Source organism: Pseudarthrobacter sp. As-47, from assembly GCF_058215595.1.
This window is the reverse complement of sequence record NZ_CM177088.1, coordinates 3,366,000-3,384,696: the sequence shown is the minus strand read 5'-3', so window position 1 is coordinate 3,384,696 and position 18,697 is coordinate 3,366,000. Positions and strand designations below refer to the sequence as shown.

General features: G+C 63.0%; 16 protein-coding genes and 1 pseudogene. 11 read left to right on the top strand and 6 right to left on the bottom strand.

The window, feature by feature from the left end:
* Positions 1 to 151: 151 nt before the first annotated feature.
* Positions 152 to 1,339: a right-handed parallel beta-helix repeat-containing protein gene (locus AC4BCK_RS15700; protein ID WP_490566132.1), complete on the bottom strand. Its 1,188-nt coding sequence runs from the start codon at positions 1,337 to 1,339 to the stop codon at positions 152 to 154.
* Positions 1,340 to 1,603: 264 nt separating this feature from the next.
* Between AC4BCK_RS15700 and AC4BCK_RS15695 the strand changes: the two genes are divergently transcribed.
* Entirely contained in the window at positions 1,604 to 2,581 is a 978-nt protein-coding gene (locus tag AC4BCK_RS15695; protein ID WP_490566131.1) for a hypothetical protein, read from the top strand.
* Between the two features lie 79 nt (positions 2,582 to 2,660).
* Here AC4BCK_RS15695 and AC4BCK_RS15690 read toward each other — a convergent pair whose 3' ends face one another.
* Positions 2,661 to 2,789, bottom strand: a complete 129-nt coding sequence (locus AC4BCK_RS15690) for a hypothetical protein (RefSeq protein WP_490566130.1) — start codon at positions 2,787 to 2,789, stop codon at positions 2,661 to 2,663.
* A 295-nt stretch (positions 2,790 to 3,084) separates the two neighbouring features.
* Here AC4BCK_RS15690 and AC4BCK_RS15685 point away from each other — a divergent pair, with 295 nt between their 5' ends.
* The gene (locus AC4BCK_RS15685; RefSeq protein WP_227008100.1) at positions 3,085 to 3,375 is read left to right on the top strand and encodes a transposase; all 291 of its coding nucleotides are present in this window, start codon (positions 3,085 to 3,087) and stop codon (positions 3,373 to 3,375) included.
* Positions 3,376 to 3,380: 5 nt separating this feature from the next.
* Positions 3,381 to 4,265, top strand: coding sequence for an IS3 family transposase (locus AC4BCK_RS15680; protein WP_490566129.1), 885 nt, complete (start codon positions 3,381 to 3,383; stop codon positions 4,263 to 4,265).
* 323 nt (positions 4,266 to 4,588) lie between these two features.
* Here the strand turns inward: AC4BCK_RS15680 and AC4BCK_RS15675 are convergent.
* The 3 genes and pseudogenes from AC4BCK_RS15675 to AC4BCK_RS15665 all read right to left on the bottom strand — a co-directional run bounded on the left by AC4BCK_RS15675 (position 4,589) and on the right by AC4BCK_RS15665 (position 8,179).
* Positions 4,589 to 5,876, bottom strand: a pseudogene (locus AC4BCK_RS15675) (IS3 family transposase).
* A gap of 190 nt (positions 5,877 to 6,066) precedes the next feature.
* The gene (gene wecB / locus AC4BCK_RS15670; protein ID WP_490566128.1) at positions 6,067 to 7,209 is read right to left on the bottom strand and encodes a non-hydrolyzing UDP-N-acetylglucosamine 2-epimerase; all 1,143 of its coding nucleotides are present in this window, start codon (positions 7,207 to 7,209) and stop codon (positions 6,067 to 6,069) included.
* A 397-nt stretch (positions 7,210 to 7,606) separates the two neighbouring features.
* Positions 7,607 to 8,179, bottom strand: coding sequence for a YdcF family protein (locus AC4BCK_RS15665; protein WP_490566127.1), 573 nt, complete (start codon positions 8,177 to 8,179; stop codon positions 7,607 to 7,609).
* Between the two features lie 406 nt (positions 8,180 to 8,585).
* Between AC4BCK_RS15665 and galU the strand changes: the two genes are divergently transcribed.
* The gene (galU, locus tag AC4BCK_RS15660) at positions 8,586 to 9,476 is read left to right on the top strand and encodes a UTP--glucose-1-phosphate uridylyltransferase GalU (RefSeq protein WP_490566126.1); all 891 of its coding nucleotides are present in this window, start codon (positions 8,586 to 8,588) and stop codon (positions 9,474 to 9,476) included.
* A 19-nt stretch (positions 9,477 to 9,495) separates the two neighbouring features.
* Here galU and AC4BCK_RS15655 read toward each other — a convergent pair whose 3' ends face one another.
* Positions 9,496 to 9,942 (bottom strand): VanZ family protein, encoded by a 447-nt coding sequence (locus AC4BCK_RS15655; RefSeq protein WP_490566125.1) that lies wholly within the window; start codon positions 9,940 to 9,942, stop codon positions 9,496 to 9,498.
* 347 nt (positions 9,943 to 10,289) lie between these two features.
* Between AC4BCK_RS15655 and AC4BCK_RS15650 the strand changes: the two genes are divergently transcribed.
* From AC4BCK_RS15650 to AC4BCK_RS15620, 7 genes are all read left to right on the top strand, one after another.
* A complete protein-coding gene (locus tag AC4BCK_RS15650; protein WP_490566124.1) occupies positions 10,290 to 11,636 on the top strand; it encodes a MinD/ParA family ATP-binding protein in 1,347 nt (448 codons plus the stop codon).
* Between the two features lie 568 nt (positions 11,637 to 12,204).
* Entirely contained in the window at positions 12,205 to 12,348 is a 144-nt protein-coding gene (locus AC4BCK_RS15645) for a hypothetical protein (RefSeq protein ID WP_490566123.1), read from the top strand.
* Positions 12,305 to 13,186 (top strand): hypothetical protein, encoded by an 882-nt coding sequence (locus AC4BCK_RS15640; RefSeq protein WP_490566122.1) that lies wholly within the window; start codon positions 12,305 to 12,307, stop codon positions 13,184 to 13,186. The genes AC4BCK_RS15645 and AC4BCK_RS15640 overlap by 44 nt, the downstream gene beginning before the upstream one ends.
* Positions 13,186 to 14,520, top strand: a complete 1,335-nt coding sequence (pgsB, locus tag AC4BCK_RS15635) for a poly-gamma-glutamate synthase PgsB (protein WP_490566121.1) — start codon at positions 13,186 to 13,188, stop codon at positions 14,518 to 14,520. The genes AC4BCK_RS15640 and pgsB overlap by 1 nt, the downstream gene beginning before the upstream one ends.
* A complete protein-coding gene (locus AC4BCK_RS15630) occupies positions 14,495 to 15,529 on the top strand; it encodes a poly-gamma-glutamate biosynthesis protein PgsC/CapC (protein ID WP_490566120.1) in 1,035 nt (344 codons plus the stop codon). Before pgsB ends, AC4BCK_RS15630 begins: the two co-directional genes overlap by 26 nt.
* A gap of 5 nt (positions 15,530 to 15,534) precedes the next feature.
* On the top strand, positions 15,535 to 17,658 hold the full coding sequence (locus AC4BCK_RS15625; RefSeq protein WP_490566119.1) for a CapA family protein: 2,124 nt from the start codon (positions 15,535 to 15,537) through the stop codon (positions 17,656 to 17,658).
* 55 nt (positions 17,659 to 17,713) lie between these two features.
* Entirely contained in the window at positions 17,714 to 18,646 is a 933-nt protein-coding gene (locus AC4BCK_RS15620) for an NlpC/P60 family protein (protein WP_490566118.1), read from the top strand.
* Positions 18,647 to 18,697: the final 51 nt, after the last annotated feature.

The following is an 18,697-nucleotide window of genomic DNA, read 5'->3' as shown; positions in this document are numbered from 1 at the left end:
GCTTTCGCAGAACACAGCGTCTGTAAACCCACCGCAGCACTGGCAGCGGTGTTCTTCATAAGCCATGGACTAGTTCGTATCCCGCTGACCTGGTCTCAAACTGTGAGCAAAGAACACCCCACCTCATCGCAGGGGGTGCTCTTTGCCACAATTATAGGCCGGGATACTGCATGTTCCCCGACTGGATTGCTCCTGTTGTGTAGCTCATTTGCACACCGGCGCCGCTCACATAAATTCGGTTGTTTCGGATAAGTGGGGCGGTGGTCCAGGTCAAATAAATGCCGATTGACGTCTTTGTCGCGGACTGTCGGACGATGTTGGAGCTCACTTCAACGCCACTAAGCGGCACCCCATACGGACCCCGCACAGCGATGACCACTTGGCCCAGCAGGTTCGGGGTGATTTCGTTAGCGATGACCTTGACGTTCTGCGAGTGGATTATGTCGATGGATGTAGCCGGCCTTGCGGGGCTCGTCGTCAGGAAGTAACACAGCCTGTTACGTTGCACGGCGACGTCCGAGGCCTGGATCTTGATGAAGCGGCGGGAGACATTCCAGATGTTGTTGTCGCTGACGGTCACCCTGCCAGAGCTGAAGGGGGTGGAGTTCTTGCCGTCGAAGAAGAGCACCTGGATTGCATCGCCCTCTTCACCGGTGATGTTTTGGACCATGTTGCCGGAGATTATCGAGTCCGCGGTGGCTGCCGACGTGCCGCTCAGCAGGATTCCCCTGGAGGATCCGTTGCCGTTGCCCAAGGTCGTGTCACCGACACTCAGTACATTGCGGATGACGTTGTTCCTGATGGTGATACCGCCCGTAGTTGTTGCTTCGATGCCGCGGACGGCTTGCGTAGCGGACCAGAAGTTTTGGTACCACCCGTTTTCAATGAGGGCCCCTGGCCCCGTGACTCTGATGCCCCCTGCTGCCTTGTTGTTCCCGTCGATATAGGTGCTGATGCTGGCGTTGCGGCCTGTCACGGTCAGGGCAGTGATGTTTGTGCCATCTGCCAGGATTTTGGCGTTCTCGGTGTAGAGTCTGCGGTTGTCCCCGTTCAAGGTCAGGCCCTTAGTGGTCCGGAATGTTCCGCCTGCGAGGCGGGTTCCCCCTGCGTTTAGCCATGCCTGGAGCGCTGCGGTGTCGTCGGTGACTCCATCGCCTTTTGCGTTATAGGGAGCGGCCTTAGGGTCGAGTAGAACGGTTTGTGTTTGGGCTGGCAGCGGCGCTCGGGCGCCTACATCGGCGTTGAGGATCGGTTGCTGCCCGGTAACGAGCAGAACCGCTGAGATAGCGCCAACAGCCAATGTTCTCCCAGTTCCGCGCACCCGTGATTTGATTCGCATCTCAACTCCAATCCGAAGGAAGATACGAAAGTCAAGCACCGTGGGGCACCACCGCACCTGCGTAGTCGGTACCCGTTTTTACGGAGCCGAAGGTACCTGCCGGTCGAAGAACACTTGCAGTTGATTGGGCCCGCTACTTGGCGGTACCGGCGGCGGGGCGGCGAACAGTCGCTCGAGACAGTGCCTTTGAAGCCCTAGAATCATCAGGTGCCACCACTCCAAGCGCCGCATCGTCCTCGCAACGGCGCCATTCAGAAAGACGCCATGAGACTTGTCCAAGAGAGCCACCCCTACTACAAGCGTCCCGTCTATGAACTGACCGATTTGAACGACTTCCAGCCTTCACCTGACGACGACGTCCGGATATATCAGATCCATATCGGCGATGGAATGACATTGGGCTTCATGGTGGGATGTGGGAACCCCCAAGGGAGTGACGTCCTCCGAATCACGCTGCATGGGGCGAAGGGCGGGCAGCCCGGATTCATGTTCCACCGATTCACATCCTCTGTCATGAGCCGCGCACCATTCCTCCTATTTGCTGATCCGACGTTGACTCTCGACGAGTCGAATCTCCTTGCCTGGTACGCGGGCACGTCCAAGGTCAACCCCGACGATTGGATGGAGCCCATAACCCGGAAGGTCTTGGCTGCCACGGCGACGGTATTCCCAGTATTCGACGGATCCTCCGGAGGTGGCTTCACTGCCATGCGCCTGGCCACTCGATTCGGGCGCTCCGTAGCCGTCAGCCTTTCGGGGCAGACAGACATCTTCCGCTATTATCACAAGCGCTGGGCTGAACAAACCATTAAGACAGCCTTTCCCGGAATGACTAAAGCCGAAGTGGCTGATTCCTTCGTGGGCCGGGCACGGGCTATCGACCTTTACACCGATCCACGGTGGAACCGTGGAAATATGCTCCACCTCGTTCAGAACATCGGCGATCAAGATCACGTGGAAAATCACATGAACTTGTTCCTAAATGAGATCGGGGCCGAGCGCTCTGACTATCGTGCACTCGATGGCCGCGTCACGATCTCGCGGCCATACGTGGGGGAAAAGCACATCGCAACTCCCCTGGCACTGTGGGACGCAGAAGTGACCATGGCGATCGCAAGGCTTCGGAATCGTTTCAAGGACGCTGATCTCAGCGAATCTGAGACCGCATTCGAACAGCCAGCAGACTGGACCGTTCCTGATGAGGTCAGAGACCACCGTCGGCGCTGTATGGATGGTTACTAGAACTTAGACCCAGGTCAAGTGAAGATGGGCTTCTACTTCTCGGCGCGGCGCCGGCGGCCGGAGCATTCGGGCATGATGGTCACGGGCAGACTCGCAAAGCCTTGGCGGAACCCTTCGGGCTGGACAGCAGGTACTTTGTGGTGGTGTCCATGTTGGAGAGGCGCATGTTGCGCTGGACGATGAAGTCACTGATGCCGGCCTCGTACATCTCGGTAGCCAGGGAGGCACGGAGTTCAGGGGCCGGTGCTTGAGGCCCATGCGTTTGATCGTTTCCCCGATGAGGCCGGAGACGGAGTCAGGCTACTCTTCCGCACATACGTGGCGGAAGAGTCCGGCAGTTGGCCCATGGAATTTTGAATTCCACGTCCAGTGTGCCGACACCTGAGGCCGCGCCTTTTTCCATCAGGGGAACGTAGGTGGAGGGCTGAATCTTGTCATTCGGCGCTGCGGCAGCAACTGAGGTGTACTACTGATGTGAGACACAGTTTGAAAGGATTGTGCTCATGTCTGCTCGACCTACCTATTCCGATGAGTTCAAGGCTGATGCCGTTGAGCTTGTGGTTTCATCTGGCCGTTCGCCTGCCTCTGTAGCCCCGGAGCTCGGCATTTCCGTCACGGCGTTGAAACGCTGGGTGCGGCTGTCCCGTGAAGGGCAACCGGAGGGCGGCGGCAAACCGGATGATCCGGTGGATCCCGCGAAATACAAGGCTTTGGAGGCCCGGCTGCGTGAACTGGAGAGGGAAAACGATTTCCTGAAAAAAGTTTCGGCGTTCTTCGCCAAAGAACAACGGTAGAGGACTTGTACCGAGTTGTTCAGGAGAAGAACGCCGACTTCCCGGTAGCCTGGATGTGCCGGCAGCTTGATCTCCCACGGGCCACGTATTACCGCTGGCTGGACGCCGCGGAAACCCCGACCGCGCTCCGCCGCCGGGAGCTGACCGATCAGGTGAAGACCATCTTCGATTCCTCCGATGGGATCTTCGGCCACCGCATGGTGCACACCAAACTGGCCGCCGCCGGCATCGAAGTTTCGGTGGGCACAGTGGCGGGGATTATGGCCGAGAACGGGTGGGCCGCCAAGCGGATGCGCGCCTTCAAGCGCACCACAATCCCCTCAGATCCGGACAAGGTCTTCGCCGACCTCATCGGTCGGGACTTCACCGCACAGGCCCCTGGGACGCGCCTGGTCGGAGACATCACCTACCTGCGCACCGACGAAGGATGGCTCTACCTGGCTACTGTCATTGATCTGTGCACCCGCATGGTGGTCGGCTGGGCCATGGCTGAGCACATGCGCGCCTCGTTGGTTACCGGAGCCCTGGCGATGGCCAGAGACCGCGGTCATCTGCGCCCCAACGCGATTTTCCATAGTGATCATGGAACGCAGTACACATCCCGCGAGATGGGCGCCTGGTGCGCCGGGAATAACGTCCGGCAGTCCATGGGCGCCACCGGGGTGTGCTGGGATAATACCGTGGCGGAATCGCTGTTCTCATCACTGAAGAACGAGTTTTACCATCACCACAGCTTCACCACCCGGCAAGACGCCAGACGGGCCACTATGCGCTACATCGAAGTGTTCTACAACCGCTGGAGGCCTCACACCAACAACGATGGCCTGCCGCCGGCGACGGCGATGGCCAACTTCACAACCAAAAACCAACAGCTTCCCGCTGCTGCCTGACCGAAAAGAAACTACCCGACTGTCTCACATCCTTGACACACCTCAAACGTTTATGCCCAAGCCTGAAGCGGCGGAAACACCGGTGAACGCCGTGACGAGTGTTCCTATCCTGAGGAGCTCGCGGCGCCGTAGCGCAGGGCTGCGGTGCTGAGCGTCCAGATTGTCCTTCCGCCCAAAATTAGCCATGGGTGCACAACCTTACGGTTGCTTCGATGCCGCCAGGATTCACCGTTCTTAGAGTCAACATTTGCGCCTCTCCAACTCACAATTGCCGGCTCTAGAAACTATTTTCTTTGTGTTTCCTAAGTGAACCGTCCCGGGAATCATGCCGCCTGTTTGTTGGCGGCGTCGCCGGGTAGCGGGCCGGTTTGTAGATCATAATATGTCTGGTCAAATTCCTCTGGCGTTTGGTGATCCAGGGCGGAATGCAGGCGTTCGTTGTTGTACCAGTGGACCCACTCGAAGACGATTTCCATCACGTCGGTTTCGGTCTTCAACGCCCCGGCGCGGAACGGTGAATCCTTCGCGACGGCCTCGTTCTTGAACAGGCCCATCACGGTTTCGGCGGCTGCATTGTCATAAGCATCACCCACGCTGCCAATGGACGGCTGCAGGCCTTCCAGGGCCAGGGTGTCCGTGTAACGGATCGAGGTGTACTGGCTTCCCGCATCTGAATGGTGAATCAGTCCCGCCGGCGCCGGGCGCCCGGTGTGTTCGCGCCGCCACAAGGCCATCCGCAGGCAGTGTTCGACGAACGCGGTGTCCTTGACGGTGGAGGTCTCCCAGCCAACGATCGCCCGCGAGTACAGGTCGATGACCAGGGCGACGTAGACGAATCCGGAGTAGACCGGGACGTAGGTGAAATCAGTGACCCAGATCCGGTTCGGAGCCGGGGCGGTGAAGTCCCTTTTCAGCAGGTCGCCGGCGCGGCGGCCGTTCTTGCCGGGGATAGTAGTGCGGGTCTTGCGGCCTCTGATGAGGCCGTTCATGCCTTCTTCACGCATGAGCCGGTCCACGGTGTGTTTGGAAGCCTCAGGGAATCCGTTGCGGCGCAGCCACTGCGTCATTTTCCGCCGGCCGTAAATGATCTCGGGCCGGGGCGTCCCTTCACATCGGGAACTTTCAAGGCCCGGAGCGCATCGGTGATGCGCGCGTCTTCGATGGTGCGCAGGGCTGGCAGGCGTTTCTTCCACGCCCGGTAGGTTCGTGCGGCGACCTGCACGCCCTGCTCCCGCAGGACTGCACAGATCGACTCGACCGCATAACCTTCGGCCCGCATTTCGTCGATGAATCGACAGATCAGCGGCGGCGAGGGTCGAGCTCCCTCGCGAAGAAAATCGACGCCTGTTTCAGGATCTCGTTGGACTCTTTCAAGTCCCGCACCTCAGCCCGGAGCCGCTTGATTTCCTCCAGCTCGTCACTGCTCGGCCCGGTCTTCTCACCAGCGTCCACCTGTGCCTGGACAACCCACCGGCGCAGCGATTCAGGGCCGACCCCGAGCTTCGGTGCCAGTGCCTTGCAGGCAGCATAGACAGACGGGTATTCGGACAACCGATCCAAGGTCATGCGCACTGCACGGTCACGGACTTCGGGCGGGAACTGCTTGGGCATAATCACTATCTTTCACAGAAGATAGCGGCATCAAACCCGGGACGGTTCAAAGACACAGAGGGAGGTATTCGTTAATTCATCGAAGCTTACTTAAACCAACGGAGCGGAGCAGGTACCCATGGTCCTAACTATGCGCCAGCCCTATGAGGGTTACTAAAAACGGACACCCGGAGGTAACTTACGGCGGGGCTTAGGACGAAAAGGGCTCGATGCGGCTCCCCACAGAAAGCAGCTCCGCTAGAGCGGCCACGGTGCGCTTCGCGGCTAAGCCGTCGCCGTAGGGGTTTACGGCGTTGGCCATGGCATTGAAATGCTCGGGGTCATTCAGTAGTCGGTCGACTTCCTTGAAGATCCGCTCTTCGTCAGTCCCGATAAGAGTCACAGTGCCGGCGTGGACTGCTTCGGGCCGTTCCGTGTTATCCCTCATCACAAGGACGGGTTTGCCCAGGCTTGGCGCTTCTTCTTGGACTCCACCGGAATCGGTAAGCACGACGTGGGAAAGGGACAGCATGCGCGTAAATTCGCCGTAGGCCAGGGGCTCGGTGACAATCACATTGCCTTTGCCCTCAATGGCGGGAAGGACCGCTTCTCGGACTACGGGATTCCTGTGGGCAGGAAGAACTATGGTCAGGTCCGGCTCTGCTTCGGCGATACGCGCCAGCGCCCTTCCCACCCCGCGCATGGCGTCGCCCTGGTTCTCACGGCGGTGCGTGGTGACCAGCAGTATCCGGCGTCCGCTGGCTGCCAACTCCTCAAGTTGCGGGTCAGAGAAGGGGATGTGCTTGCCTACCGTCGTCAAGAGAGCGTCGATCACGGTGTTGCCGGTGACCACGATGTCGTCCTCGGAGATGCCCTCGGCAAGGAGATTCGCCTTGCTTGTGCTGGTGGGGGCTAGGTGGAGGCTGGCGATTTGGCTGGTGACCTTTCGGTTTGCCTCTTCGGGGAAAGGCGAGAAAAGATCCCCGCTGCGCAGGCCCGCTTCAACATGGACAACGGGAATGCCGTGGTAGAAGGCAGCAATGGCGCCGGCAGTTGAGGTTGTTGTGTCCCCCTGGACGATGACGGCGTCGGGCTTGTTTGCCGTGAAGAGCCTGTCAAGACCGTCCATGGTCCGGGTCATGATAGCGGACAGGGACTGGCGCTGCTGGAGGATATTAAGGTCATGGTCCGGAACAATGCCGAAGAGTTCGTTGACCTGATCCAGCATCTCCCGGTGTTGACCAGTCACCGTCACAATGCAGTTGAAGTCCTCGGACTCCTGCAGGGCAATCACAATCGGTGCCATTTTGATGGCCTCCGGGCGGGTACCAAAAATCGGCATGACAGTAGGCATAAATTCCCCCAAAAAAGGCAGCGAGTGACCCACCGATGTTACCGCAACAGGCCGAGGAGACGCTCACTCTGTACAACGTTGACGTGAGGTCAGGAAGCAAGGATCAAGGTCAGCGCCAGGGCGGGGACGCTGATGGATACCAGAACCACAAGGATGAGCGCCACCAGACGCTTCTGGCTATGTCCGGCTTTCCGTCTCTCCGGCGGCTTCGGTTGACGCCCGGCCATGGGGGCGACGGGCAGGAGCGGCGTTGAGACGTCGCTGCGGAACCGGCGTTTACGCATGTGTCGAGGGGAACTGGAAAGAGTCTCCGAGGATGGCTCGGCGTCCATTATCTTTCGCTCCTCACCCGCAGTCTGGAGAAACTTGGTGGTCTCTGATTCGTGCAATGGGCAGTTTACCCGGCGCACTCAGGACGCAATATTGAGTCCAGAAGCCCGCCGGTTTCGACTACGAACCGTTCCACCCACTGTCTCAGATTGAAGTCGGGTGTGGAGCCGACCAAGGCGATGTCCGCCGTCGTGCATTGACCGATGAGCAGTCCTGCACGCGCCAAATGATAGCGGGAACTGACAACGGTGATGCTGGTCCATCCTTGGGCGGCCACCAATTCGCCGATAGCACGGGCCTCCCCCCGCGTGTCCTTCTCTGCCAGACGGAGACACAAGAGCGTGACATCGACATCGGACGCTTCCTGCTGGCAAAGCGCGTCGGCGCTTGCGTTTCCAGGTGTATCAGTGTGTGAAACTACCAATATGGGGATGCCCAGGGAAGCCCTCAGTTGTTGCGCCGCCGGCAACCGCTCGCTGCTGGCACCTCCGAGCATGATCACCGCGTCCGTGCGTACAGCCGGAGGATAGTGAACAGTGAAGAACAGCTGGAAGGCTGCGATCAGCCAAAGCGCCAGTGCTACGAGAACCGTCGTGAGCAGCCGGCGCACAAAGAGCACAACGGCAACGGAATCAAGCACGGTTCAGTCTGGCATGATTGGTCCCGATTTCGGTAAAACATCCATGGGGTAACCAAGTAGCCGGCGTCAGAAATCTGAGTACTGACCACCCTTAACGGCGCCGCTTCCATGGCCGAGTATTCATTCATGTCCGCGTATACGGTTGTAGCCCAAGCCTTGGAACATCGCTGCCAGTGCTGTGGTGAATTGGCAGAACTGGTGTTCTGTGATGCCTGCCTCAGTCATGAGAAATCCCTGAGCGAGCCCGGCCTGGAAAGTTCTACGGCGACACAGTCCCCGTAGTCGCGTGCATTAGCTTGTAATGGGCCAGCTGCCGCGCGACGACGCCCCGTGGGTTGGACATGGCCGTCCTCTGCGATGCACGCGTCGATTGCCATTATTGCCCTGCAATTTGTAAGGTTCAGCTATGACAACGGGGAAAGCAATAACCAAAGCCGTCATTCCTGCTGCCGGATTGGGGACTCGCTTCCTGCCCGCCACCAAGGCGATGCCGAAGGAAATGTTGCCGGTGGTAGACCGGCCGGCCATCCAGTACGTCGTTGAGGAAGCGGTGAAGTCCGGCCTCACTGATCTGCTGATGATCACGGGGCGGAACAAGCGCTCTCTTGAGGACCACTTTGACCGCGAGCCTGGCTTGGAGCGTGCTCTGGAAGCCAAGGGTGACAGGGACAAGCTGGAATCCGTGGAGCACGCCTCTGAGCTGGGTCCCATTCACTACGTCCGCCAGGGCGAGGCCAAGGGCCTGGGCCACGCTGTACTGTGCGCCAGCCAGCACGTGGGCAACGAGCCGTTCGCTGTGCTGCTGGGCGATGACCTCATTGACGAGGCCGAGGACCTGCTAACCAGCATGATGGAGGTGCAGCAGAAGACCGGCGGTTCCGTGATCGCCCTCATCGAGGTGGATCCGTCCCAGATCAGCGCGTACGGCTGCGCGGACATCACAGCGGTCGACGGCGAGGATTATGTCCGCGTCAACAGCCTGGTGGAGAAGCCTGCCGTGGGGGAGGCACCGTCCAACCTGGCCGTGATCGGCCGGTACGTGCTGCACCCGGCCGTGTTCGGCATCCTGGAGAAGACCGAGCCGGGCCGCGGCAACGAGATCCAGCTGACCGACGCGCTGCAGACCCTGGCCGCCGGTGAGGGCGAAGGCTCCGGCGTCTACGGTGTGGTGTTCAAGGGCCGCCGCTTCGACACCGGGGACAAGCTCAGCTACCTCAAGGCCGTGATCACCCTCGCATCAGAGCGGGTGGAGTTCGGCGAGGACCTCAGGACCTGGATGAAGGGCTTCGTCAACTAGGCGAACTGCCATAGACCTCCTACAGGTCCGCCGCCGGAAGGCGGCGGGCCTGTAGTTGTTTTAGCTTTGCAGTTACCAGGAGTGCGCCGATGACTGCGCCTGACGTATTTGTTACAAGGTCCAGCGGGCTTGGAAAACGGTCGTGAAGAAACAGCAGCTGGCCCAGTTCCATGCACCCGGAAATGAGCAGTCCAAATGCACCGATTTTCCACCAGGGCCAGCCGGGGAAAGCCAACGAGCTAACTGCTCCGAGCGGGACAAAAAGCACCACGTTCGCGGACGCTTCCACGAAGCTGTAATTGAACCATGCCGGAATTCCATGGCGGTGAAGGAAGTCCAGTACGGCTGCGAGCTGGCCCTTAACCGGTTGGTCCACGGGGCTCGGCCAAAAGGCGACCATTGCCAGGGGTACCAGCATGGCGATGAGGACCACGCGCCACAGCCGGTGGTTTTCGAGATGTCTCACCTCGCCTTCAGATGGTCCGCGCAAGTTCGACCGCTACGGTGACCAGGGCTGCAACTGTGAGCCTGGCCAGGCGAACGTTGGGGGAGTACCTGCAGCTTGGGAGGGGGATGGAAAGTAGTATTCCCGTGGTGCTTTTCGCCGATCTCTCCCCATAGCCCATATTGATACCACAGCCAGGCTTCTTCGGCTGTACAAGGGCGGTGCGTATGCGGCCTCCTCTGAGCTCGGCTGGTCCACACCGGGACTGCACCTACCCGTAATGACGCGGCGCATCTGCCACAGCCTCTAGACTTGCTGTTTGAACCAGTGCTGCACAAGAGTTTGCCGAACGTCATGGGGGGACAGACATGCCAGATCCGGCGGATCATAACGCACGCGCCCACGCAGAGGATGCAGGGCAGCCGCAGCGGCGCCGACGCCGTGACCTTCGTCGCGCCGACGGCGACCTGACGGATGCCCGGACAGGAACCATGCCCGTAGTTACCCCCAACACCTCGGGGCAGCCTGAACCCGGTGGGCCGCTGACGCGACGGACCTCATGGGCGGACGCGGCCGCAGCCGCCGACGCTGCAAAACCGGTTCCTCAGGTACCCGCTCCCACCCGGCTCCCGGCATCAGTGCAACAAAGTCGACCGGACATTGATGCGCCGGTCCCGGGTGCAGTTGTTCCGCGAGGGGCGCTGGCGGATTCGGATGCCCCTGCTGAGGCGCACTCGTTGCGTAGGACGCGGCCGAATGTCGCTGATGCAATCGCCGATATCCCTATGCCGGACTTCACTAGTTCGCCAGGCCTGTTCGTGAAGGAACAGAAGCCCCGTCCGCACGGCGGCGTCCGCGGTGCGATCTACAGCATGACGGGTGGTGCGTGGAATCTAGGCCCCGGTCCTAAGCAGCGCCAAGAAGAAGAGTTGGGCCGCCGCATTTCCCGGCAACTCCAGGGCAGCTACAACACTGCCGTGCTTAGCCTCAAGGGCGGCATCGGAAAGACCTCCACCACCGTGGGCGTGGGCCTGACACTCGCCGAATATCGAGGCGACGCGCCGTGCGCCATTGACGCAAACCCGGATTCCGGCGACCTGGTGGAGCGGGCATTGGGTGAGGGCATTTACCAGCAGTCCAGCCCGCGCACCATCACGGACCTGCTCCGGAACATCGAATCAGTTGACTCCCTTACCTCTCTGTCCCCGTACATGCATCACGCCGGACGGCTGCACCTCGTCGCGGGGGAACAGGACCCGGAGGTCTCCGACTCGCTGACCGCAGAGGAGTACCTGCGGATCCGCAAGCTCATCTCCGCCTACTATTCAGTGGCGCTGACAGACTGCGGCACCGGAGTGACCCACAACGCCATGAGCGGGATCCTGCAGTCTGCGGACAACCTGGTCATCGCCGCTGGCTACGCGGTAAGCGGGGCCAAGCGAGCCCGCAGCACCCTGCAGTGGCTAGCCAGCCACGGGTACGAAGAGCTGGCCCGGAACGCGATTGTGGTGATCACGGACAAGGACGAAGTGTCCTCCCGCGTGGACAAGGACGCCATCGAGGAGCACCTGGCTGGCATCTGCCGCGAGCTCATCGCTGTTCCGCACGATCGTGGGGTTGCCGATGGTGACCTCGTTACCCTGGATGTGCTCAAGCCCGAGACCCGCCGCGCTTACAAAGAGATTGCCGCGGCGATAGTAGATGGCTATCGGTAACGGCTCCCTGTTCGAGCTCGGTTCGTTGGCCTGGGCGGTCGCTGCCACTAGGGACCGTGGAAGGATCATGCCCCCCGGATTGCCCATCAGCCATTGCCGCGTCTGAGGCTCAAGCCGGTCCTACAACTTGTCAAAGATGCGCCCCGCCCCGCTGGCGGAGGTCTTGTGAATACTGGGCGAAATGCCTTTCGCCAATCGCATGCTCCGACCGTGGCCTCCCCACCAAGGGCGGTAAAAGTTTCGGTAAAGACGAACCATGACCGAAGCGGGGGTTCGGAGTTTCTGCCCAAGTGAACCCCAGCCGCCCGTGTTTCGGGCATGTTTCGTGCGCCTCACCACGGGCCTCTTCAATCCAAGTAGTGGGGTGCCCAAAAGACGAGTACACCAAAAGTTGTAGCGTCAAACGTCCACTCCGTACCCTAATAGAAAGCACCCTGAACTTCCGGTCTAAAGCAAATCGAGGGTGCTTCTGTATGTTCCGCACTCCTCAGGGAGATCCACGGCAAGGGAGAGGCTTTTCAATGAGCGCCTCCCTCCGCCCTGCCTTCCTGCTGAACATCGGCGTCGCGTGAGCTGGGACGAACTCGCCGTCAGAGGAGCCCTTGGACTAGTGGTCTTTGCGCTCCTCTTTGCCCTCGCACACTTCCGATGGAACGGACGCAAGAAGCATGACACCGGAGACGACCGGCGGGACGACCCCGGCCTGGACTGACAGACTGACAACACTCCTGCTGCTGGCCGTGCTCACCACGGCCATCTCGATCGTTGCCGTCACGGACGGTTCACGCCTGGTGTGGGCGGAACTCCTGGTGGTGGCGCTCGTGCTGGCGGCATCCTTGCGCGCAGGTGCGGCAGGCGGCCTGGTGGTTGGCCTGGCAGGAGCGGCCGCGCACATCGGACTCCATACGCTGAACGGCGACTGGGGCCGCGGCAGCACGGCCTTCTCCGTCGTCGCAGTCTGCGCCTTCATCACCTACGGATGGCTGTTCGGACTCACCGCCGCCTACCTCCGCCGCCAGCAGGCAGCCGGATCACAGCAGCCCGCAGCGGCCGGAGCCGGCGCATCCCAGGGGCTGCTGTCCGCAGCCGAAGGCCGGGCCCTCCTGGACCTGGAAGCCGGGCAGGCCCGCCGGGCCGGCGAACACCTGGCCCTTGTCACGGTCCACGTGACGGTCCGGGACGGCGTCACCCCCAAACAGGCCGCCCACGCCTTCCGCGCTGTGGCAAGGACCTTTGAAGCCTCAGCCGCCGGACGGATGCACCCTGTGCTCCTGGCCCCCAACGTGCTGGCCATGGTGGTCCCCGGCGGCGACGCGGACACTGCCCTCCGCTTCGAGCAGGCGGTGGTCCCCGCCATGGCCAGGGCCACCTACGCCGACCGCGCCGCCGGCACCCGCCCCCAGGCGTCCGCTGCCCTGCGCCTCGAAGGCAACATTGTTGTCCTCACCGAATCCCCGGCAAGGGCGGAAGCACTGTCCAGCGTCCCGGGCCTGCGGCTGGACGAGGCCGCCCGCCGTCGTTCCGCTGTTCCGGCCAGGACAGCAGCCTGATGTCCGCCAGCGAAGTGGGGCTGCTGGTACTGGCCACCGTCACCCTCGCCCTCATCGTCTACTGGAAGTACACGGCCTCAGTCCACCACCGCCGGCTCGAACAGCTGGACGTGCGCATCCACGTCAACGGCATCCGCGGCAAATCCTCCGTCACCCGGCTGGTGGCAGGCGTCCTCCGCGAAGGCGGATTCATCACCGTGGCCAAAACCACCGGATCCGCCGCCCGGGTCATCGGGACCACCGGCGAGGAGACGCCCATCCGGCGCCTCGGCGCCGCCACCATCATCGAACAGGTGGACATTGTCCGCGACCACGTCCGGCACGGCGTGGAAGCCCTGGTGATCGAGTGCATGGCCGTGCGGCCGCAATACCAGCAGTACGCCCAGGACTACATGGTGCGCTCGGACATCACCATCATCACCAACGTCCGGGAAGACCATCAGGAGGAGATGGGCGAAACCCTCGAGGAGATCGCCGACTCCATGGCCCGGACCATTCCGTCCAACGGCATCCTGATCACCGCCGAGGACCGGGACGGGATCCGCGAACGCCTCCGCAGGACAGCAGAGGAGCGCGGCAGCTCCACGCTTTACGCGGACGCTTCCGCCGTGCGGGACGAGGACATGCGCGGCTTCGGCCACATCGAGTTCAAATCCAACGTTGCCGTGGGCCTCGCCGTGGCCGAATACCTGGGCATCAGCCGCGACAAAGCCATCACCGGCATGTGGAAGACCGTGCCAGACGTCGGCGTGGTGCGGCTGAAAACCTACGACGTCCTGGGCAAGAAAATCACCTGGGTGCCGATGTTCGCCGCCAACGACCGCGAAAGCGTGATCCTCGCCCTGAAACAGCTCCAGACCACCCACGACGAAACGTCCTCCGTGATCGGCATTCTCAACAACCGCCAGGACCGGGGCCGGCGCGCGGAACTGTTCGGCACCATGGTCCCCAACGACCTCAGCGGCTACCTGGACAAAGTGGTCACCATGGGCGCCTACGAGGACGCGGTCACGTCCATGATGACCGCCGGCGGGTTCCCCCGCGAACGGATCCTCAACCTCGGCGACACCGTCCGCCCCACCCTGGACCAGATGCTCGAGGCGATCGCCGGACTGGTGGAAGGCGACCACGGAGTGCTGATCGGAATGGTCAACATCCACACCGAGCAGGCCGAAATGCTGCTCCACTACTTCAGCGAATGCGACGGCGACGACGGCATCGACGAGCTTGCCGCCTCACGGGAGCCCCACCGGGCACCGCTGGCGATGCTCCGGCTGCGGGCCGCGCAGCACGCCATTGCCTCGGCGGATGACAGGGACCGCACCGTTGCGTGAGTACCTGCATTCGCCCGAACTGATCCGGCTGGCGATCGTCCTGGGCCTTGTGGTCAGCATGATCTTCTACGAGAAGGTCCAGCTGACCACCGGCGGGGCCATCGTCCCGGCGTACCTGGCCATCTCGCTGCCCCACCCGCTGCTCATCATTTCCACCGTGGCCGCCGGGCTGGCAGCCTGGAGCGTCACCCACGTGTGGCTTCCCAAACGCAAGATCCTTTACGGGCGCCGCAAATTCGACGTCGAACTGCTGGTGGGCCTGGGCTTCGTGGGGATCGGGACCCTGGCGGCCGGGATGCTGGGAAGCTTCTCACCCATGCTGCTGTCCCTCTCCGGAATCGGCTTCCTGATCCCGGGCATTATTGCCCACGACATGGGCAGGCAGGGCCCCAAACGGACCCTCCAGGCTATCGCCGCCACCACAGCCATCCTTGCCCTCATTGTCTACGTCCTGGAGGAAGTCCTCCTGCTCATTGACGCCGTCCCGCAACCGGACTCCGCCCAGCTCGCCTCCGTGCTCGGGTACCCCCGCGAGTTCATCATTGTGGGCGTGGTGGCCAGCGTGGCCCTGGGCATGCTGATCTTCGAGAAACTGGACCTGCGCTCCGGCGGCTTCGTCACCGGCGGCTACCTCGCCCTGGTGGGTCCGCGCTGGACCGAGCTGGCCTTCGCCCTTGCCAGCGCGCTGCTCACGTACGTCATTGTGGTGCACCTGCTCATGCCCAGGCTCCTGCTGTTCGGCCGGCGCAAACTGGCCACCATGATCCTGGTTGCCGCCCTGGTGACCTGGTCCGGTGAAGTGGCAGTGATGCGGCTGACGAATGAGTCCTTCGTGCCCTGGCGCGGCCTGACAGTGGTCACCTTGATGGTTCCGGCGCTCCTCGCCAACGACGCCCAGCGGCAGGGATGGGAAAAAACCCTCTGGGGCTCGGCGCTTGCCGGCGTCGGCGCCTACGGGCTCACCAACCTGGCCGCCGCCGCGGCCGTCCTGCTGGGATGGTTCCGGTGACACCCGTGGGGCCAGGCCGACGTCGTCCCTCACCTGGACGGGGCACCGCGCCACGGCGCCGGCCCGGCACCCTGCCCAAGCTCCTGGGAGCCGCTGTTGCGGCCGTCCTGCTGGGTGCGGCCATTCCGCTTACCTCCCATGTGGCCGGGCAGCTCCAGGCCGGTCAGCCACAGGCCGGGACGCCGCGCCCCGCGCAGGGGACGGGCCTGGTGACGGATGAAACCGGGCAGCCGATCGCCGGCGCGGAGGTGGCCAGCGCTGCCGGGGAGACAGTCCGGACGGGCCCGGACGGAACCTTTCCCGTGGACCGCACCGCCGTGTACACCGCCCGGAAGGCCGGACACCTGACCCGTGCCGCCGCCGGGACCGCCGGTGCGCCGCTCCGGCTGGTGCTGCGCGCGGAAGAAGGGGCAGTCTCCCTCCGTTTCGGCGGTGACGCCATGTTCGGCCGGCGCTTTTACGAGGCACCCCCGGGACAGGACCCGCACCTGGACCCCGGCGCCTCCGTGGACGACCACACCCGCCTGCTGGCCGGCGTGGCCCCGCTGCTGAACGACAGCGACATCGCCATCGTGAACCTCGAATCGCCCCTGGTCCAAAACCCCTACTTCAGCGACGGCGAACGGCCGGCCGAATTCCATCCCACCAAGGACATCGCCTTCGCCAGCGCCCTGGAATCAGCCGAAGCGCTGAAGCGGTCCGGGGTGGACCTGGTGACGCTGGGAAACAACCACGCAGCCGACGCGCTGGGACCCGGCATCACCAGCACCATGCAGGCGCTGGACCAGGCGGGAGTCCTGCACACCGGCGCCGGACTGACGGAGGACGAGGCCTGGAAGCCCGCGGAGATCACGGTCCGCGGACGATCCCTCGCCTTCATCAGCTGCACCACCGTTGACGGCAAACCGGGACAGATTCCGTACGTCGCCGGACCTGGCACCCCCGGCGCAGCCGAATGCTCCACCAAGAGGCTGCAGGCCGCCGTCCGCGACGCGAAAGCGACCGCCGACGTGGTGACGGTCATGATGCACGGCGACGTGGAGTACCAGCGGGTCCAGTCGCCCATCATCCGGAAACTCACCCAGGCGGCCCAGGACGCCGGCGCGCGGGTGGTGGTCAACGGGCATCCCCACGTGGTGGGCGGCCTGGCATCAACCCAGGACGGGCTCGCCGCCGACAGCATGGGAAACCTGCTGTTCGACCAGACCCTGTGGTCCACGATGCTCAGCTACCTGCTGCGCGTGGAAATCACGCCGGACGGCACACCCGTGGCCAGCACAGACGCCCTTTCCCTGCAGGATTTCGTACCCCTGCCGGCGGTAGGGGACCTGGCGGATTCAAGCGCACGGATCGCCGCCGGAACCGTCCAGGGGGTAGCCCAGCTGGACCGGCAGGGCGCCACCGTCAGCCCGGGCACTCCTGAACCGGGGACGGCGTCCATGCATCCCGTACCCGCCGGGGTGCACCGGATCGCGCCGGGGTGGTGGGTTTCCGGGCGGGGACAGCAGGTCCGCGTGGGCCAGGACCTGCTCTGGGGAACCGGCAGCTTCACGGACCGGGACGCGCACAGGGTGGCCCAGCCCTCAGCCCTGTGGACGCTCGGCCAGTTTGCCAAAATATCCTCCGCCGGAGCCTGCGGCGACGGCCTGGGACTGCAGCTGCTGCGCAGCCCCGTCAGCCTCGAGGACGTGTACGTCAGCACCAGCCACCGGCAGCAGATCACCCCCGGCAGCAGCCTCACCCTGCTGGCCGAAATCCGGGGCGCGTCACGGGGCGGCAGCATCGAACTCAGCTGGTACGAGGGAAACAAGGGGCCGAGCACCGGAGGCGTCCAGGTGCCCATTCCCGAATCGCCAGCGGACTCAACGTGTGAACTGGTGCGGATCGATGCGGTGGCCCCGCCGGGCATCACCGCAGCACAGCCCTACGTGAGGCTGGCGCCCCCGAACAGCGAGACGCTCTCATCCAGTCTCTACGTGGACAACATCCGGCTGATTGAATGGGCGGCCCCCGGCGCGGCCGGCCGGCTCTACGACTCAGTGGAAGGGGGACCCGACGTTTCAGCTGAATTCACGCTGGATCCGGCAGCGGGACCCGACGCGCCGGGACCGCTGCCCGCAACCCGGTGATCCGCAGGCCGCATGTCCGCCCGCCGAACGGGAGCCTGTTCGGTATCTTCAGGTCATGTTGCATATCTTCGCGCGCCTGGGGGGCGCCCTGGCAGTCTTCGGACTGCTGATCCCAACAACCACGTCCTTTTTCACGTCATCCGAGGAGTTCGTCGTCACGGAAAAAACCGGAACAAACCAAACGGAGGTGTTCTCCCGCGCAGGGGAGTGGGTGGCCACCTTCACGCACGGTGCGCGGACCGTGGCGCTCGCCGGGCCACAGCGGACCTTCTCCGAGCCCGCAGTCAGCGCGGCCGTGGTCAGCTCGGTCCATGTCCGGCTGCTGCCCCAGCCGTACACGGGCACCGTTGACCAGCCATGGCTGCGTTCAGCCACTGCCGACACGTCCCCGGATCTGCTGGACATGGCCATGCAGTACGTTTCCGGGGCACCGGCACTGTACGACCCCGCGGGACTGCGGATTGCGGGCGACGCCGGCTACGGCGCAGCTTCAGCAGACGGAACACTCCGGGAAGGTGCCGACTTCAACGACTATATGGGCGTCCGGTGGGACTATGCCGGAAAATGGGACGCCCCGGAGCCTGATGAGCTCCGGGCCTTGGACTGCTCCGGATTCATCAGGATGCTGTTCGGCTACCGGGGCGGCATGCCCATGACGCTTAATCCGGCGCCCGGGCTGCTGCCACGGCGCAGTTTCCAGATGTTCGAGGACGCCCCAGGCGTGCTGATCCGCAAGAGCAAAGCACAGGTGAAAACGTTCGACGGGATGCAGCCCGGAGACCTGGTGTTCTTTGACGCGGAAGCGGACAGCGCCGGACAGATTGACCACGTGGGCATATTCCTGGGCACCGACACCAACGGAAAGCACCGGTTCATCTCAAGCCGGAAGTCTTCGAACGGGCCGACCCTGGGCGACGTGAAGGGGCGCTCCATCCTCGACGGCACGGGCTACTACGCCGAAGCTTTCCGGGGCGTGCGCCGCCTGTAGCACGGGCGTCTGCTGTGCCGCGGGCTGGAAGACCTGGCCCGCGGCACAGGG

What these genes read in the sequence shown, in the direction of transcription:
- AC4BCK_RS15685 (WP_227008100.1), top strand. Translation starts at nt 3,085, where the DNA reads ATGTCTGCTCGACCTACCTATTCCGATGAGTTCAAGGCTGATGCCGTT.
- pgsB (WP_490566121.1), top strand. Translation starts at nt 13,186, where the DNA reads ATGTCCGCCAGCGAAGTGGGGCTGCTGGTACTGGCCACCGTCACCCTC.
- AC4BCK_RS15695 (WP_490566131.1), top strand. Translation starts at nt 1,604, where the DNA reads ATGAGACTTGTCCAAGAGAGCCACCCCTACTACAAGCGTCCCGTCTAT.
- AC4BCK_RS15630 (WP_490566120.1), top strand. Translation starts at nt 14,495, where the DNA reads ATGACAGGGACCGCACCGTTGCGTGAGTACCTGCATTCGCCCGAACTG.
- AC4BCK_RS15640 (WP_490566122.1), top strand. Translation starts at nt 12,305, where the DNA reads ATGACACCGGAGACGACCGGCGGGACGACCCCGGCCTGGACTGACAGA.
- AC4BCK_RS15690 (WP_490566130.1), bottom strand. Translation starts at nt 2,789, where the DNA reads ATGTACGAGGCCGGCATCAGTGACTTCATCGTCCAGCGCAACATGCGC.
- galU (WP_490566126.1), top strand. Translation starts at nt 8,586, where the DNA reads ATGACAACGGGGAAAGCAATAACCAAAGCCGTCATTCCTGCTGCCGGA.
- AC4BCK_RS15650 (WP_490566124.1), top strand. Translation starts at nt 10,290, where the DNA reads ATGCCAGATCCGGCGGATCATAACGCACGCGCCCACGCAGAGGATGCA.
- wecB (WP_490566128.1), bottom strand. Translation starts at nt 7,209, where the DNA reads ATGCCTACTGTCATGCCGATTTTTGGTACCCGCCCGGAGGCCATCAAA.
- AC4BCK_RS15620 (WP_490566118.1), top strand. Translation starts at nt 17,714, where the DNA reads ATGTTGCATATCTTCGCGCGCCTGGGGGGCGCCCTGGCAGTCTTCGGA.
- AC4BCK_RS15700 (WP_490566132.1), bottom strand. Translation starts at nt 1,339, where the DNA reads ATGCGAATCAAATCACGGGTGCGCGGAACTGGGAGAACATTGGCTGTT.